The sequence below is a fragment of the Enterococcus sp. DIV0170 genome (assembly GCF_051710765.1).
GTDB lineage: Bacteria > Bacillota > Bacilli > Lactobacillales > Enterococcaceae > Enterococcus_A > Enterococcus_A raffinosus.
Genome location: NZ_JBIOLG010000001.1, coordinates 1,744,755 through 1,761,788, shown reverse-complemented (window position 1 = coordinate 1,761,788; position 17,034 = coordinate 1,744,755). Strand labels below are relative to the sequence as shown.

General features: G+C 38.2%; 15 protein-coding genes. All 15 read left to right on the top strand.

What is annotated here, in order from left to right; translation table 11 throughout:
* The first annotated feature begins 1 nt into the window (after position 1).
* Positions 2 to 1,657 carry a dihydrolipoyllysine-residue acetyltransferase gene (locus tag IGI50_RS08555; protein ID WP_438776736.1) on the top strand — a complete coding sequence of 552 codons (1,656 nt, stop codon included), beginning with the start codon at positions 2 to 4 and terminating at the stop codon, positions 1,655 to 1,657.
* A gap of 7 nt (positions 1,658 to 1,664) precedes the next feature.
* Complete coding sequence (gene lpdA, locus IGI50_RS08550; protein ID WP_218255599.1) at positions 1,665 to 3,071, top strand: dihydrolipoyl dehydrogenase; 1,407 nt, start codon at positions 1,665 to 1,667, stop codon at positions 3,069 to 3,071.
* 625 nt (positions 3,072 to 3,696) lie between these two features.
* Entirely contained in the window at positions 3,697 to 4,560 is an 864-nt protein-coding gene (locus tag IGI50_RS08545; protein ID WP_218255598.1) for an Rgg/GadR/MutR family transcriptional regulator, read from the top strand.
* A gap of 82 nt (positions 4,561 to 4,642) precedes the next feature.
* A complete protein-coding gene (locus IGI50_RS08540; protein ID WP_218255597.1) occupies positions 4,643 to 4,912 on the top strand; it encodes a UPF0223 family protein in 270 nt (89 codons plus the stop codon).
* A gap of 62 nt (positions 4,913 to 4,974) precedes the next feature.
* Positions 4,975 to 5,739, top strand: a complete 765-nt coding sequence (locus tag IGI50_RS08535) for an inositol monophosphatase family protein (protein WP_438776735.1) — start codon at positions 4,975 to 4,977, stop codon at positions 5,737 to 5,739.
* Positions 5,740 to 5,850: 111 nt separating this feature from the next.
* Positions 5,851 to 7,692 (top strand): translational GTPase TypA, encoded by a 1,842-nt coding sequence (gene typA / locus IGI50_RS08530; RefSeq protein WP_218255595.1) that lies wholly within the window; start codon positions 5,851 to 5,853, stop codon positions 7,690 to 7,692.
* Between the two features lie 267 nt (positions 7,693 to 7,959).
* Positions 7,960 to 8,346 carry a hypothetical protein gene (locus tag IGI50_RS08525; protein WP_376713206.1) on the top strand — a complete coding sequence of 129 codons (387 nt, stop codon included), beginning with the start codon at positions 7,960 to 7,962 and terminating at the stop codon, positions 8,344 to 8,346.
* Positions 8,347 to 8,394: 48 nt separating this feature from the next.
* Entirely contained in the window at positions 8,395 to 9,021 is a 627-nt protein-coding gene (locus IGI50_RS08520) for a DUF2922 domain-containing protein (RefSeq protein ID WP_218255594.1), read from the top strand.
* 468 nt (positions 9,022 to 9,489) lie between these two features.
* Positions 9,490 to 9,792 carry a YlaN family protein gene (locus IGI50_RS08515; protein ID WP_010744919.1) on the top strand — a complete coding sequence of 101 codons (303 nt, stop codon included), beginning with the start codon at positions 9,490 to 9,492 and terminating at the stop codon, positions 9,790 to 9,792.
* A 3-nt stretch (positions 9,793 to 9,795) separates the two neighbouring features.
* On the top strand, positions 9,796 to 10,986 hold the full coding sequence (locus IGI50_RS08510; protein WP_218255593.1) for an FtsW/RodA/SpoVE family cell cycle protein: 1,191 nt from the start codon (positions 9,796 to 9,798) through the stop codon (positions 10,984 to 10,986).
* 5 nt (positions 10,987 to 10,991) lie between these two features.
* Entirely contained in the window at positions 10,992 to 14,414 is a 3,423-nt protein-coding gene (locus tag IGI50_RS08505; protein WP_438776734.1) for a pyruvate carboxylase, read from the top strand.
* Between the two features lie 37 nt (positions 14,415 to 14,451).
* A complete protein-coding gene (locus IGI50_RS08500) occupies positions 14,452 to 15,558 on the top strand; it encodes a CAP-associated domain-containing protein (protein WP_438776733.1) in 1,107 nt (368 codons plus the stop codon).
* Position 15,559: 1 nt separating this feature from the next.
* Positions 15,560 to 15,985, top strand: coding sequence for a YlbF family regulator (locus IGI50_RS08495; RefSeq protein ID WP_438776732.1), 426 nt, complete (start codon positions 15,560 to 15,562; stop codon positions 15,983 to 15,985).
* On the top strand, positions 15,972 to 16,319 hold the full coding sequence (locus tag IGI50_RS08490; protein WP_028020682.1) for a YlbG family protein: 348 nt from the start codon (positions 15,972 to 15,974) through the stop codon (positions 16,317 to 16,319). Before IGI50_RS08495 ends, IGI50_RS08490 begins: the two co-directional genes overlap by 14 nt.
* A 159-nt stretch (positions 16,320 to 16,478) precedes the next feature.
* Positions 16,479 to 17,033 carry a 16S rRNA (guanine(966)-N(2))-methyltransferase RsmD gene (gene rsmD, locus IGI50_RS08485; protein WP_438776731.1) on the top strand — a complete coding sequence of 185 codons (555 nt, stop codon included), beginning with the start codon at positions 16,479 to 16,481 and terminating at the stop codon, positions 17,031 to 17,033.
* Position 17,034 lies beyond the last annotated feature (1 nt).

The following is a 17,034-nucleotide window of genomic DNA, read 5'->3' as shown; positions in this document are numbered from 1 at the left end:
CATGGCTTACCAATTTAAACTGCCTGACATCGGTGAAGGCATTGCTGAAGGTGAGATCGTCAAATGGTTCGTCAAAGCTGGCGATACAATTAACGAAGATGACACTTTATTAGAAGTACAAAATGATAAATCAGTGGAAGAAATTCCTTCTCCTGTAACAGGAACAATCAAAAAAATTATTGTTGATGAAGGAACAGTTGCGAATGTCGGTGATGTTTTAGTTGAAATCGATGCACCTGGTCATGAAGATAATGAAGGGGACGCAGGTGTTGCAGCAGAATCGCAAACACCAGAAGCACCAGCGGCTGAACCAACGGTCGAAAGCGGATCAAGTGAGAGCAGCAGTTCTAATGAGGGCGGTGGAGTTTTCCAATTCAAATTACCCGATATTGGTGAAGGCATTGCGGAAGGCGAAATCGTTAAGTGGTTCGTTAAAGCTGGCGATAAGATCGAAGAAGACGATACTTTATTAGAAGTTCAAAACGACAAATCAGTGGAAGAAATTCCCTCTCCAGTAACAGGGACAATCAAGAACATCATTGTTGATGAAGGAACAGTTGCCAATGTTGGAGACGTTTTAGTCGAAATTGATGCACCTGGACACAATGATTCAAGTGCTTCTTCAAGCGAAGCATCTGTACCAACGGAGGCGCCAAAAGTTGAAGCGAAAGGAAACTCTTCAGTTGTAGAAGCAAGTAACCCAGATAAACGCATCTTAGCAATGCCGTCCGTTCGTCAATACGCACGTGAGAAAGATGTGGATATTAGCCAGGTAACTGCTACTGGAAAAGGTGGACGTGTCCTTAAGGAAGATATCGATACATTTATTTCCGGCGGTGGACAAACTGAACCAACCAAATCAGAAGTAAAATCAACTGAAACAGCTGCTTCATCAGCAAGTTCACCAGTGAAAGCTGAGAAACCTGCTCAACCATTTACATCAAATATGGGTGAAATGGAAACTCGTGAGAAATTGACACCAACCCGTAAAGCGATTGCTAAAGCAATGGTTAACAGCAAACATACTGCACCTCATGTAACTCTGCATGACGAAGTAGAAGTGTCTAAGCTTTGGGATCATCGTAAGAAATTCAAGCAAGTAGCTTTAGACAACGGAACAAAATTAACGTTCTTGCCTTACGTAGTGAAAGCTTTAACTGCAACAGTGAAAAAATACCCAGTCTTGAATGCATCAATCGATGATGCAGCTCAAGAAATTGTCTATAAAAATTACTACAATATTGGTATTGCGACAGATACTGATCATGGTTTATATGTACCAAACGTCAAAAATGCTGATACAAAAGGTATGTTCAAAATTGCCGATGAAATTAATGAAAAAGCAGCATTGGCACACGACGGTAAGTTATCTGCGGATGATATGCGGAATGGGACGATCACAATCTCAAATATTGGTTCTGTAGGCGGTGGCTGGTTTACTCCAGTAATCAACTACCCTGAAGTTGCGATTCTTGGCGTTGGTACGATTGCACAACAACCAATCGTTAACGATGAAGGCGAATTAGCGGTTGGCCGTGTAATGAAACTTTCATTAAGCTTCGACCATCGTATCGTTGATGGTGCGACAGCACAAAAAGCTATGAACAATATTAAACGTTTATTGGCTGATCCAGAATTATTATTAATGGAAGGATGATAAAATCATGGTAGTTGGAGATTTTGCCATTGAATTAGATACAGTTGTAATCGGTGCTGGACCTGGCGGCTATGTTGCCGCTATCCGCGCCGCTGAAATGGGACAGAAGGTAGCGATTATTGAGCGTGAATATATTGGAGGCGTGTGTTTAAACGTCGGTTGTGTTCCGTCAAAAGCGCTAATTTCTGCGGGACATCATTACCAAGACTCACTTGATTCATCAATGTTTGGTGTCACAAGTGAAAAAGTCAAATTGGATTTCACGAAAACACAAGAGTGGAAAGAAAATGAAGTCGTTAATAAATTAACTTCAGGTGTTAAATTTTTATTGAAAAAACACAAAGTAGAAATTATCGAAGGGGAAGCTTTCTTTGTAGATGACAAAACTTTACGAGTAATTCACCCTGATTCTGCTCAAACTTACTCATTTAATAATGCAATTGTCGCAACAGGTTCTCGTCCAATCGAGATCCCCGGCTTTAAATTCGGTGGTCGCGTATTAGATTCTACTGGCGGCTTAGCCTTAGCAGAAGTTCCAGAAAAACTTGTCATTATTGGCGGTGGCGTTATCGGTGCTGAACTAGGTGGCGCATATGCTAACCTTGGTGCTGAAGTAACAATTGTTGAAGGTACACCACAAATTTTGCCTACTTATGAAAAAGACATGGTGCAACTTGTTGAAAAAGATTTCAAACAAAAAGGAATCAAGGTCGTGACCTCTGCAATGGCTCGTGAAGCTGTTGATAATGGAGATAGTGTAACGGTTCGTTATGAAGTTGACGGCAAAGAAGAAACGGTTGATGCTGATTATGTGATGGTAACCGTTGGTCGTCGTCCGAATACAAATGACATGGGCTTAGAACAAGCGGGTGTTGAAATGACAGATCGAGGATTGATTCCAGTCGACAAACAAGGACGTACAAACGTGCCTAGCATCTATGCCATTGGCGACATCGTTCCTGGAGCTGCTTTAGCTCATAAAGCAAGCTACGAAGCGAAAATCGCAGCGGAAGCAATCTCTGGCAAGAAAGTTGCGGTGGACTATAAAGCAATGCCCGCAGTAGCTTTTACTGATCCAGAATTAGCTACTGTTGGAATGACGATCAAGGAAGCAAAAGAAGCTGGATTAGAAGCAAAAGCGTTCAAATTCCCATTCTCTGGAAATGGACGCGCGCTATCTTTAGGTAAAACAGAAGGATTCATTCGTTTAGTAACTACCGTAGAAGACAATGTCATCATTGGCGGTCAAATTGCTGGTGTTGGAGCGAGTGATATGATTTCTGAATTGGCGTTAGCCATCGAATCTGGTATGAATGCCGAAGATATTGCTTTAACCATTCACCCACATCCATCATTAGGTGAAATTGTTATGGATGCTTCTGAATTAGCTTTAGGTATGCCAATTCATATTTAAAAAGAAAGAGCCAAAATCCTAATTATTAGTGGATTTTGGCTTTTTTTACAGTCTGAAACGTTCCCCCTTATCAATATACTTTTTCAGGTAAGAAGATTTTTTTCAATAGAAGTACCAACTTAAACCCATCATAATCAAGAGTGCTTAATTAATCCATACACACTTGTTTAGTGATGCTTTTTTAATAAAACAACTGCTGTTCTAGGCAATAGTCACTTCATTCAAGAGGGATCAACGAAACTTGAATCTGTGCGACATGGTATTTCAACTCTTTTCTTAATAAAAGTCGTTTCAGAGATATTTTCGAATTTTAGCTACTCGTTTCTTCCTTAAATTAATAGATCTGGCGATAAGACAGTAGGGCAAATCAAATCATCAGGAAGTTCATCTGTCGATAAAATGATTTCGTTCTGATCCTGTTCGATGATCATTGTTTTCTTTTTTTTATTAGATATATTAGATAGAAAAAAGAATTTCTGAAATAAACTTTTCTAAAATTAGATTATCTCACTATTTTTTCATGGTATTTTAGTTTAGCAGAAATAAAAGTTTCGTAAGTCACTTTAAAATAGACCTAGCTAATTTATCTGAAAAGAGTATATGAAGATATCAGGAGTTGAAAACAATGACAGGAAAATTTTTCCAAGAAATTCGCGAGAAGAAAAATCGAACCATAACGAATGTTTCAGAAGGAATTGTGTCTCCTCAATTTTTAAGAAAATATGAACGGGAAAATGGCGATATTCGTTTTTCAAACTTGGTACAATTGTTAAATAGATTAAACACGACAGTTGACGAATTTGCTTTTGAAATTGAGGGAAGTTTAGATGCTTGGTTATATGAAATTGAAGAAGAAATTGATCAAGCCTATCATGCTGGAAACTCATTCTCGTTAAAAAAATTTGTTGAGAAACAGGAAGCCTTTTATAAAGAGACTAAAGAGGATAGATTTCTATTTGCAGCAATTATTGGTCAGAGATTCTATAATTATATTTTTTTACCTAGTTATACAGTCAATGTATCTCCAATAGCGAATTACTTAAGAGAAACTGAAACTTGGGGTAAATTTGAGTCTTTCTTGGTCACCTATAACGGAGATTTATTTAGTCCAGAAGAGGCTTTTTATTATGCTAATCGCTTAGTTAATCAGCAAGATGGGAATTACGAAATACGAAAATGGCGTTGTGATGCTGTCTTGCATTTAGCACGGTTTCTTGTTGAAGAAAATCAATTAATTTCTGCAGAGAAAATTTTAGTAGAGTATCTCAGCTATTTAACGCCCAATCGTGATTTGAAATATATTCACTATGATTTGTATGCAAAGTTCCTTTATGGTTTGCTTTTAGTAAAAAAGCATGATTCAAAAGGACAGGATCAATGTGAACGAATCATCGATATTTTTGTGAATGTTTGTGGCTATACAAATTATGGCAACCGTTTGAATATTCTCTATCTGTCAACTTTAGCAGAGTCTGAGCAAACCAACTAAATATAGTAGACGAACAGGATGGTCCATAAGCAAAAGTTTCGATGATTCTATGGTAAACTAATTTGGAATGGAGTGTGGATCAATGGCAAATTATAGTTATCCAATTGATGAAGATTGGACACATGAAGAAATCGTGATTGTTATCAACTTTCTGAATTTAGTAGAAGAAGCGAACGAAAGCGGTATTGATAAAGAAGTCTTTTTAGAAGGCTATAAAAAATTCAAAACAGTTGTTAAAAGTATCGGAGAAGAAAAACGAATAGGTCGTGATTTTCAAGAGGTTAGCGATTATTCTATTTATCGAACATTACAAAAAGCAAAAGCAACAACGACAAAACGCTTTAAAATGTAATATTTTCTATTTAATACTTATTCATGGTGGCAATCAAAACTTAGCTAGGAGAGATTATCAAGATGGAAAAAGAAATTATTAGTTGGATTTATGAGGCGGCTGAAATAATTAAATCAGGATTAGGTGACGCACTAAAAGTAGACCAAAAAAATGGACGAACCGATTTAGTGACAAATGTTGATAAAGAGGTCCAAGATTTTATTGTTGAAAAAATTAATGCCTATGATCCACAGGCTCTGATTTTAGGAGAAGAAAACGGACAGGATCAGACACCAATCGATAAAGGACGTGTTTTTGTCATTGATCCAATTGACGGAACACTAAATTTTGTCATGCAGCGAGAAAATTTTTGTATCATGATTGCTGTCTACGAAGAGGGAAAGGGACAATTAGGATTTATTTATGATGTGATGCGAGATGAACTTTTTTGGGGTGGACCAAAAGTTGGGAAAGTCTTCTTTAATCAAGAAGAAATTTCAGCACCTGAAAATCAGTCGTTAAGAGAAGGGTTAATTGGTATGAATGCCGCGCTGTACCGTAAAAATAGTTACCATGCGCAAGAAATTGGACAAGCGTCTATGGGGATTCGTGTTTTAGGGTGCGCCGGGTTAGACTTCATCGCAATAATAAAGGGAACTCAAATTGGTTATGTCAGTATGTTGAGTCCGTGGGACTATGCAGCGGGAACGATTATGATGGAGCAGTTAGGAATGAGCTTTACAGGAAAAAATCAGCAGCCCTTAAGCTTCCAAGGTCGGGAGTTTTTTATTGGTGCAACTCAGGCCGCGATGGCTGAAATCCAAGCGTTTGATGAAGACAATCGTTAAGAAAATACTTTTTCTGAAAAAATGAAAATGTTTTACTAACACTCTTAATGATTTTCTGTTATAATTGTCAATCGAGTGAGTCTCGCGTTACAAGAAAAGGAGCAATTAAAATTGAATTACAGAGAAGATATCCGCAACGTGGCCATTATTGCCCACGTCGACCATGGTAAAACAACACTAGTTGATGAAATGCTTAAACAATCTGATACCCTTGACAGCCACGTTAGTTTACAAGAACGTGCAATGGATTCAAATGCATTAGAAAAAGAACGTGGAATCACGATCTTAGCGAAAAATACTGCTGTAAACTATAAAGACTACAAGATCAACATCATGGACACACCAGGACACGCCGATTTCGGTGGTGAAGTGGAACGTATCATGAAAATGGTTGATGGCGTACTATTAGTTGTAGATGCTTATGAAGGTACGATGCCGCAAACACGTTTCGTATTGAAAAAAGCATTGGAGCAACATTTAACACCAATCGTTGTTGTAAATAAAATTGACAAACCTTCTGCTCGTCCAGAAGAAGTTGTAGATGAAGTATTAGAATTATTTATCGAATTAGGTGCAGATGATGATCAATTAGATTTCCCAGTTATTTACGCTTCAGCGATTAACGGAACATCTAGTTTATCCGATGATCCTGCAGAACAAGAACCAACAATGGCTCCTGTTTTTGATACGATTGTTGAAAAAATTCCTGCTCCTGTTGATAATAGTGATGAGCCATTGCAATTCCAAGTTTCATTGTTGGATTACAATGACTACGTAGGCCGTATTGGTATCGGACGTATCTTCCGTGGAAAGATGAAAGTCGGCGACCAAGTTTCTGTTATGAAGCTTGATGGTTCAATTAAGAATTTCCGTGTTACAAAAATCTTTGGTTTCTTTGGCCTGCAGCGTTTAGAAGTTCAAGAAGCAAAAGCAGGAGATTTGATTGCTGTTTCTGGTATGGAGGACATTTTCGTTGGAGAAACAGTGACGCCTGTTGACCATCAAGAAGCATTACCAATTCTGCATATTGATGAACCAACTTTGCAAATGACTTTCTTAGTGAATAATTCACCATTTGCTGGTCGCGAGGGTAAATATGTGACTGCTCGTAAAATCGAGGAACGCTTAATGTCAGAATTGCATACAGACGTTTCACTTCGCGTTGAAAATACCGATTCACCAGATGCATGGACTGTTTCAGGGCGTGGGGAATTGCACTTATCAATCTTGATCGAAAATATGCGTCGTGAAGGATATGAATTACAAGTTTCTCGTCCAGAAGTTATCGAAAGAATCGTAGATGGTGTGAAATGTGAACCGTTTGAACGTGTACAAATCGATACTCCAGAAGAATATATGGGGAGTGTAATTGAAGCATTAGGGCAACGTAAAGCTGAAATGCAAGATATGATCCATTCAGGAAACGGTCAAGTCCGTTTGGTCTTCTTGGCACCAGCTCGTGGTTTGATTGGATTCACTACTGAATTCTTATCAATGACGCGTGGGTATGGTATTATGAACCACACATTTGACCAATACCTACCATTGATCCAAGGAGTGATTGGTGGACGTCGTAATGGTGCGTTAGTTTCTGTTGATAATGGAAAAGCTACAATGTACTCTATTATGAGTGTTGAAGAACGTGGAACAGTTTTTGTCGAACCAACGACAGAAGTATATGAGGGTATGATTGTTGGTGAAAACAGCCGTGATAAAGACTTAGGTGTTAACATTACAAAAGCCAAACAAATGACTAACGTTCGTTCCGCTACAAAAGACCAAACATCGGTTATCAAAAAACCACGAATTTTAACCTTGGAAGAGTCGTTAGAGTTCTTGAATGATGATGAATACTGTGAAATTACACCAGAATCGATTCGTTTACGTAAACAGATTTTAAATAAATCAGAACGTGAAAAAGCAGCGAAGAAACGCAAACTTGCTGTAGAATAATCTTACTATCGAGGATCGCACATTATGTGCGGTCTTTTTTGTTTTATTGATTAAGTAAGAATTATTTTATACTAAGAAGTTCCTTGATATCACTTGTTTTAAATAAGGTTGATTCTTATCTGTTAATTATTTTAAAAAAACTGGTATGACGTTTTGTGAGAAATAGTTTATGTTAATTTTGTGAAGTGTAGGGAAACGTTTTAGCTGGTGCGAAGAGTTGATTGTGGTGTTTAAATGAAAGATATGGATGAAATAAGGAGATAACGCATGATAGAGAAACATGGATTAAAAAGGGAGCAGCTTTTTTCATTAAAGCGCAGGACTTTAGAAAAAAGAATCAAGCACTTTTATAAAGATACGAAAGATGGAAATAGCGCGATCCAACTATTGGTAGCGCTTCAAGTGAGAGAAGAGTTGTGTGAAGAGGATTTTTCTTTTATGCTCGCTGATATGGTTCACTTTATCTTTTTACGAACTAGGTCCAATGCGACATTGCGCCGCTATTACATCTTTTTTACCGAATATTTTGAAAAAAGAGAATGGCGCTTATTGTTAATAAAGCTATTCCCTGCCAAAACATATATTGTTGACAAGCTTAAAAAAATATATACGCAGTTTATCGAACAGCCATTAGCTGGATTAGTTGGTTCATGACGATAAATCAAGAGGAAGAGAAAAATTAAAGTAGAAAGGAAAGAATGAATGTATACATTAGATGCTGAATTTGAGAACACGAACGGCAAGAGTCAACATCTACGCTTAAAAGGATTTGACCCAAGTAAAACAGCCGAAGAAATCAGAGCCTCTTTAGAAAAATTAACAAAGCTAAGTCTCTTTGAAAAAGATGGTATAGGCTTATTTGATAAAGTTTTACATGCAAAGATGATTGAAAAACGAGAAACACCGATCTTCGATCAAAAAGACCTTGAAGTATCAAAAACAGCTGATGCTAAAATCCAACAAACAGAAGCATTGCCGCAGGTGTCAGAAATTGAACAGAAACTAGCGGATATCTGCATTCCCGAAGACTTAGTAATTACGGAAGCAAAACCACAAGCAGATGTTCTAGTACAAGCAATTGAATTCCCTCGCGGCGTTGATCCAAGGGAGCTGACTGAAAGTCAAGCACTGGTGATAATCTCCGCTTGTATACCTGCTGGAGCTGCGTTGGAGGATATTCGTATCGATGACAGCACAAATCCTCCGCAACTTGTGTTAGTTGAAAGGATTACAGAGGAAAAGGCGAATGAGGAGCTCTTTCAAAAACCGTCTGAACGACCTAAAAAAAGACGAAAGCGTCTACTAGATCGTATTCGCAAACGAGAATAACTCATGGTAATTGCTTAATATAAAAATCCAACGTTGGTATATGGTAGATTCATAGTAAGCTGATCTTTATTAATTGAATAGTTGATTTTTTTGCCTACTAAATTAGTAGGCTATTTGTCGTGCTTAGGATTAAAAAAATGTTCAGTGAATAAGTCGCGGTAAGGAACGAGTGTCATCGCTTCGATCAAAATCTAATCAACGTATTGTTAAACTGTGGAATTGGAAATAATAAAAAACCGTTATGTTTCATATGGGAGTTTTGTTTCACAGAGAGGGTTGCAAAAAGAATTGATTTTTCGCGCTTTCATATAAAGTTTCTGGGTTGTAATCTCTTTGTAATATTCTACAGGCTGTGTAAAAGTCAAAATCCGAACAAAGAGTTTAGAAAAAGCTTAGTCTCACGTATTTTTTCCCTTTTTAATTTTTTTCTATGTTATAATGTTGAAATCAAGATAGGAGGGAAGCAGAATGGAAAATATTTCTTCTGATTTTGCCATTAAAGTGTTGCAAGAAGATGCTGATCGAATCAAGCTTTTGATTCGCAATCAAACGAATAGTTTGTGTATCTCTCAATGTAAAGCTTTTGAGGAAGTCGTTGATACACAAATGTATGGCTTCTCACGTCAAGTATTCTTTGCTGAAAAGGTAGGTATCTTGAAGCGCGGAGAAGGGCAGCAAATGCTTAGTGAACTGGAAGCAGAGTTAAATCGTTTATATACGGAATTGTACGAAACTCGTCAGGATCTGACGGATGCCGGCTGGGAGGCTTAACCCTTGCCAACGAAGATAAAGAAACGACATTTTTTAGATTATAGTATTTTGATTCCTTATTTGATTTTGACTGTGATCGGATTGATTTTTGTTTACAGTTCAACTTCCTATTTGCTGATTACAAATGATGTGAACCCAACAAGCCTGGTGATGAACCAAGGAATTTTTTGGGTTTTAAGTTTAATTATGATCAGTTTGATGTACAAGATGAAAACAGATGTATTGAAAAGTCAGCAGCTAATTATTATTGCGACTTATTTCATATTCATCTTGTTGATTGTTGTCTTTTTTATTGGTGATGAAGTGAATGGCGCTAAAGGTTGGATTCGGATCGGATCATTTAGTATGCAGCCGGCTGAGTATTTGAAAATTATGGTCGTTTGGTATTTGTCTTATATCTTGTCGAAGCGTCAAGATACGATTCAAGAAAATTTCGTGACAGATATGAAACGTCCACTAATGCTGGTTTTTGCAATGATTTTTTTAGTAGCCGTTCAACCAGATATGGGAAATGCCGCTATTATCACATTGCTTGCGTTGATCTTGCTTCTGGCTAGCGGAGTTAACTGGGTTTATAGTTTGATTGTTGGTGGTGTAGGAATTGTTGGAAGTTTTCTTGTTATTGAATTTTTAACGCATTTTGGTGAAGCAATTTTTCCAGGGAAGCTCCAATATATTGTCAGTCGATTTGAGAGTTTTAAAAACCCCTTCAAATATGAGCTAGATCAAGGACATCAAATGGTCAACGGTTATTACGCTATGTTTAATGGTGGCTGGTTTGGCCGTGGACTGGGAAATAGTATTGAGAAAAAAGGTTTTTTAAGTGAAGCTCATACGGACTTCATCTTTTCTATAGTAATAGAAGAAGTTGGTTTGATCGGCGCTTTAATTATATTAGCAATTTTAATTTTTATGATCGCACGAATTTACTTGGTTGGGATTCGTTCGAAAAAACCTTTCAATTCGCTGATTTGTATCGGTATTGGAAGTTTGTTGTTATTACAAGTTTTTATTAATCTTGGTGGTATTTTAGGAATTATTCCATTGACTGGGATCACGTTCCCATTCTTGAGTCAAGGAGGAAACAGCTTACTTGTATTGTCAGTGGGCGTAGCTTTTGCATTAAATATTAGTGCGGATGAAAAACGGACAAAACTCGCAATCGAGTATGAATACTTAAAAAGTCAGGAGTGAAGTGCATGAAAAAGGTATTGGTAGCAAATAGAGGAGAAATTGCAACGCGGGTGTTTCGTGCGTGTAGTGAGTTAAACATTAAAACGGTGGCGATCTTTGCTGAAGAGGATCAGTATTCCGTTCACCGCTTCAAATCAGATGAGGCATATTTAGTCGGAAAAGGGAAGAAACCGATTGATGCTTACTTGGATATTGAAGATATTATTCGGGTGGCGAAAGAAGCAAAAGTGGATGCGATTCATCCAGGTTACGGCTTCCTCTCTGAAAACCTTGAGTTCGCGAAGCGCTGTCGGGAAGAGGGACTAATTTTTGTTGGGCCCGAGTTGCACCATTTAGATATTTTCGGCGATAAAATCAAAGCAAAGACTGCCGCGTTAGAAGCAGGAATTCCGTCAATTCCAGGTTCTGATGGTCCGGTCGACACAGTTGAAGGTGTTTTAGAATTTGCTGAATCACACGGTTATCCAATCATGATCAAAGCCGCTTTAGGCGGTGGGGGTCGTGGAATGCGGGTAGCACATGATGAAAAAGAAGCACGTGAAGGGTATGATCGTGCCAAAAGTGAAGCGAAAGCGGCTTTCGGTAACGATGAAATCTACGTCGAAAAATATGTTGCCAATCCTAAGCATATTGAAGTACAAATTTTAGGTGACACAAAGGGAAATGTTCTTCATTTATTCGAACGTGATTGTTCTGTTCAACGACGACATCAAAAAGTTGTTGAAGTCGCACCGTGTATTTCATTAACTGATGAACAACGAGAAATAATCTGTCAAGCGGCCGTTCAATTAATGAAACACGTGGGCTATGTAAATGCTGGTACCGTCGAATTCTTAGTTGAAGGTGATAATTTTTATTTCATCGAGGTAAATCCTCGTGTCCAGGTTGAGCACACAATTACTGAATTAATCACTGGAGTGGATATTGTTACTTCGCAATTGCTAATCGCTCAAGGAAAAGACCTGCACAAAGAGATTGGTTTACCAGAACAAAAAGACATCCAAATGTCAGGTGCGGCAATCCAATGCCGAGTAACCACGGAAGATCCATTAAATGGCTTCATGCCTGATACTGGGAAAATTGATACTTACCGTTCACCAGGTGGTTTTGGTGTACGTCTGGATGTAGGAAATGCTTACGCAGGAGCAACTGTAACACCATACTTTGATTCTTTATTAGTAAAAGTATGTACCCATGCATTGAATTTTGATCAAGCCATTGAAAAAATGCAACGTTGCTTGATTGAGTTCCGAATTCGTGGAGTGAAAACCAATATTCCGTTTATGCACAATGTCATCAGTCATCCTGTGTTCCAAAGCGGAGATGCGAAAACGACGTTTATTGATAATACACCTGAATTATTTGAGTTTCCGCGTGTTCGCGACCGTGGAAATAAAACAATGCGCTATATTTCAGAAATCACAGTGAATGGTTTTCCAGGAATTGAAAAACAAGAAAAACGCTATTTTGAAACACCTCGAACACCAAAAATTGAGAAAAAAGAAATGGTTACTGCTAAGAATGTTTTAGACAAAGAAGGACCAGAGGCGGTAGCTAATTGGGTTAAAAAACAAGACTCTGTGTTGCTTACTGATACGACCTTCCGTGATGCCCATCAAAGTTTACTTGCAACGCGTGTCAGAACACATGATTTATTAAATGTTGCTCAAGCTACGGGTGAAGGAATTCCTGAATTGTTCTCAAGTGAAATGTGGGGGGGAGCGACCTTTGATGTAGCTTACCGCTTCTTAACAGAAGATCCTTGGAAACGTTTGAAATTATTACGTAAAGCAATGCCAAACACGTTATTGCAAATGCTGTTTCGTGGATCAAATGCAGTAGGGTACTCAAATTATCCAGATAATGTTTTGGAAGAATTCATTAAAGAAGCGGCATATCATGGAATCGATGTTTTCCGTATTTTTGACAGCTTGAATTGGATTCCTCAAATGGAAAAAAGTATTCAGTACGTACGTGATGCTGGAAAAATTGCTGAGGGAACGATTTGCTACACAGGAGATATTTTAGATCCAAGCCGCACAAAATATAATGTTCAATACTATAAAGATATGGCTAAAGAATTGGAAGCAATCGGTGCACATATGATTGCGATCAAGGACATGGCCGGATTGTTAAAACCTCAGGCAGCTTTCCGTTTAATTAGTGAACTGAAAGAAACAACCGATTTGCCGATTCATTTGCATACTCATGATACTGCTGGAAACGGAATTATTACATTGTCTGCCGCTGTTAAAGCTGGGGTAGATATCGTAGACGTTGCTACAAGTGCGATGAGTGGGGCAACGAGTCAGCCAAGTATGAGCAGTTTATATTATGCGCTTCAATATGGAGAACGTACACCGGATCTGAATCTGAAGAATGTTCGTCAATTGAATCATTATTGGGAAGATGTTCGCCCATACTATGCAAGCTTTGAAAATGGAATTATGGCTGCTCAGACAGAGGTATATAACCACGAAATGCCTGGTGGACAATATTCGAATCTGCAGCAACAAGCTAAAGCTGTGGGTCTAGGTGATAAATGGGATGAAATCAAAGAAATGTATCAAACCGTTAATATGATGTTTGGTGACATTGTAAAAGTAACACCGTCTTCTAAAGTTGTTGGTGATATGGCTTTATTCATGGTACAAAATGAATTGACAGAGCAAGATATTTACGATCGTGGGGATGAGTTAAGTTATCCCGATTCAGTAGTCAGCTTCTTCCAAGGCGAGCTAGGACAGCCAGTTGGCGGATTCCCCGAGAAATTACAGCAGATCATTTTACAAGGCCGTCCTGCGATGCAGGAACGTCCAGGTAAGTTTGCTGAACCAGTAAAATTTGATAAAGTGAAAAAAGAGTTACAAGAATTAATCGGCTTTGAACCTAGTAAAACGGATGTATTAAGCTACTTAATGTATCCACAAGTTTTCTTAGACTATCAAAAATCCTATGGACAGTTTGCGGACGTTACTTTGTTAGATACACCAACCTTCTTTAGTGGTATGCGATTAGGGGAAACAATTACCGTTCAAATCGAAAAGGGAAAAACTTTGATTATTCGCTTAGATGAAATCGGTGAAGCGGATGTTGAAGGAAACCGGACATTGTTCTTTAACTTGAATGGTCAACGTCGTGAAATACTTGTTAAGGATGCGTCAATCAAGAGTGCTGTTCAAACGAAACGTAAAGTAGAGCCGACAAATCGTGAACAGATTGGTGCGACAATGACAGGTTCAGTATTGAAAGTTCTTGTTGAGAAGGGCGATCATGTTGAAAAGGGACAGCCGTTATTGATTACAGAAGCGATGAAAATGGAAACCTCCATTGATGCTCGTTTCGCAGGAAAAGTCTCACACCTATATGTGGAGGAAGGGGAAAGTATTACCTCTGGAGACTTATTAATTGAAGTGAAAGAAAAATAGTTTGATTTTATTTAGTATGAGTTAGGAGCGTTGTTGCGTGAAAAGAGTGATTGGTTTTCTTAGTATTCTGTTTTTAGTTATGATCGGCTACTATTTGCAGCCTGTCCTCTTTCCGCCTACGCAAAAAAAGATCCCTGCCGCACCTACGAACCAAGTTGTCCGACACAAGGCGTTAAAGCATCAAACGATTAAGGCTGAGGGGTATGCAAACTACATTTCAGAACCCATCGAAACTTTTGAAGAGGAATTTGGGCGACCTATCAAGATAGAAGACAGTGGCTTCTTTTTTCAAACGCGAGAGTATTCTCTAGATCAAGGGATTCTGGAAGTGAATGTAGAGTCTGGGCAGGTTAGTACAATCAAAGTGATGGCAAAGAAGGCTGATGTCAAACCGTTCAAACTTGGAATGAGTAGCAGTCAACTGTCAGATCAGATCAATCTATCTGCGGATTTTGCATTAAGTTATGACGAAGAACCTGTGCAGATTGAATTGAGTGAAAACGATATGCGTTTTCGACCATTGATTGCTTTTGACAACAATACATTTGCAATGCTATTTTTCAATGGAGATAATGAAAAATTGGTAGGAGCCGTTTATTTAGACATTGAAAATCTTTTACGCTTAATGCCCTATCAGATTAACAGTGGAAATCCTTTAGCGAATCGTGTTCAAGAAAGCAATCTTGATTGGACCCTTTTAAACCAGCAGAAGCAAGAACGTACAATCAATGCTATGAATGTTTATCGAACGCTACGCAAACTGGAAAAGCTGCCAACTGCTGACAGTTCGATAACTAACAGTAAAAAGCTTTTAAAAAGTTTTTTAACTACACCTAAAAAGGTACTGGAAACAGATCGTTTAGAGGAGTGGCAAACGGATCAGGGTGCTCATTTAAGCAATTTGTCTTTTGAATTAACACCAACCGAATTTAAAGATTTGGCAAAAAATGCCAAACTCGACTATGAAGATGGTTTTTTCTATTCGCCAATGATAGATCCGTTGTTTAATCTCTTGGATTGGATTAGCCATGAACATTTGACTGAAATAGTGACGACCTCCGATTCAGAGCTAGGCGTTGCAATTAATCAAGAAAGTGTGCTAGTCTTGTTACAAGAACCAGAAAAAACAAAGGATAGTGAATAGGTTGATCATTAATGATGCTTTTTTTCAGCTAGAGGATCAGAATCAACGATTGATTCAAGAAATTTTAGCAAGTCGATGCTATAAAAACTATCTGCAAGCAAAGAGACAGATGAACGAATGCTCAGAGGTAGCACAGCTAAAAAAAACGTTTCAAGCAGAAAAGGATAAATATGAACAAATCGCTGTTTACGGCGAGTATGTGCCAAATTATCGCCAACAGCAACGAAACGTTCGTTTAAGCAAGCGAGCTCTTGATCTGAATGAGAAAGTCGCCGCTTATCGCCTTGCTGAGACTGATTTTCAGCAACTTTTAGATGAAATTGGCATTTGTTTGGCAAAAACCATCTCATCAGAAATCAAAGTCAATGCGGGAAATCCTTTTTTTGAAACTGGAAATCCTAGTTGTAAGGGGAATTGTCATGGATAACATAGAATTTGTAATGCAGAAAAGACGAGGAATCATTGTTTGGGTATATTCTTTAAAGCAATTAAAAACCTTAAAACGATTTGGTTTGATTCATTTTGTCTCAAGAAAAATGAAATACGTCGTTTTGTATGTGAATGAAGAGGTCGTTGATGAAACAGAAGATAAGCTACAGGGCTTACATTTTGTACGTCAAGTTGAGCGGTCGTATCGACCAGATATTGAAATGAATTTTGCGGATCGAATTGGAACGAAGGCCGCTTATCAAGTTAAAGATGACGATGAGTTGGATGTCGTGGAAGCCAATACAAAGATTCGATTAGCTGAAACAGTCTAAGTAAGGTGAAAAATGTCTGATTTGTTCAAACATTTTTCATCTTTTTCTTTGATAATAAAGAGGTCAAATGAGCCTGAATGGACTTTGGATTATATCAAACAGAGATATCCTTAGCTGTGCATTTGACTGATGAATAGTAATGAGAGGGGCATGTAATTCATGCGAGTGGTTGCAGGTGAATTTGGTGGTCGTAAATTAAAAACTTTATCAGGAAATAATACACGACCTACGACGGATAAGGTAAAAGGTGCTATTTTTAATATGATCGGCCCGTATTTCGACGGAGGAAAAGCATTGGATCTATTTTCTGGTAGCGGCTCTCTAGGAATCGAGGCTGTTTCTCGTGGGATGGATCAAGCCGTTTTGGTAGAGAAAAACTTTCGCGCTATGGAGATCATTCGTGAAAATATTGCTGTGACGAAGAACGAATCAGCCTTTCAATTGATGAAAATGCCGGCAAATCAGGCAATTCAGCAGCTGATTGCGAATGAAGTGAAATTTGATTTAGTGCTATTGGATCCGCCTTATGCAAAACAAGAAATCGTGAAGCAGATCAATCTGTTGCTTGAGAATGACTTACTGAACAGAACATCAATCGTTGTATGTGAGACGGGGAAAGAAATCGTTCTGCCTGAAGCAATCGGCAATTTGAAAGAACGTAAACGTCAAGATTATGGGATTACTGCTGTAACGATTTACGATTGGGAGGATTAGG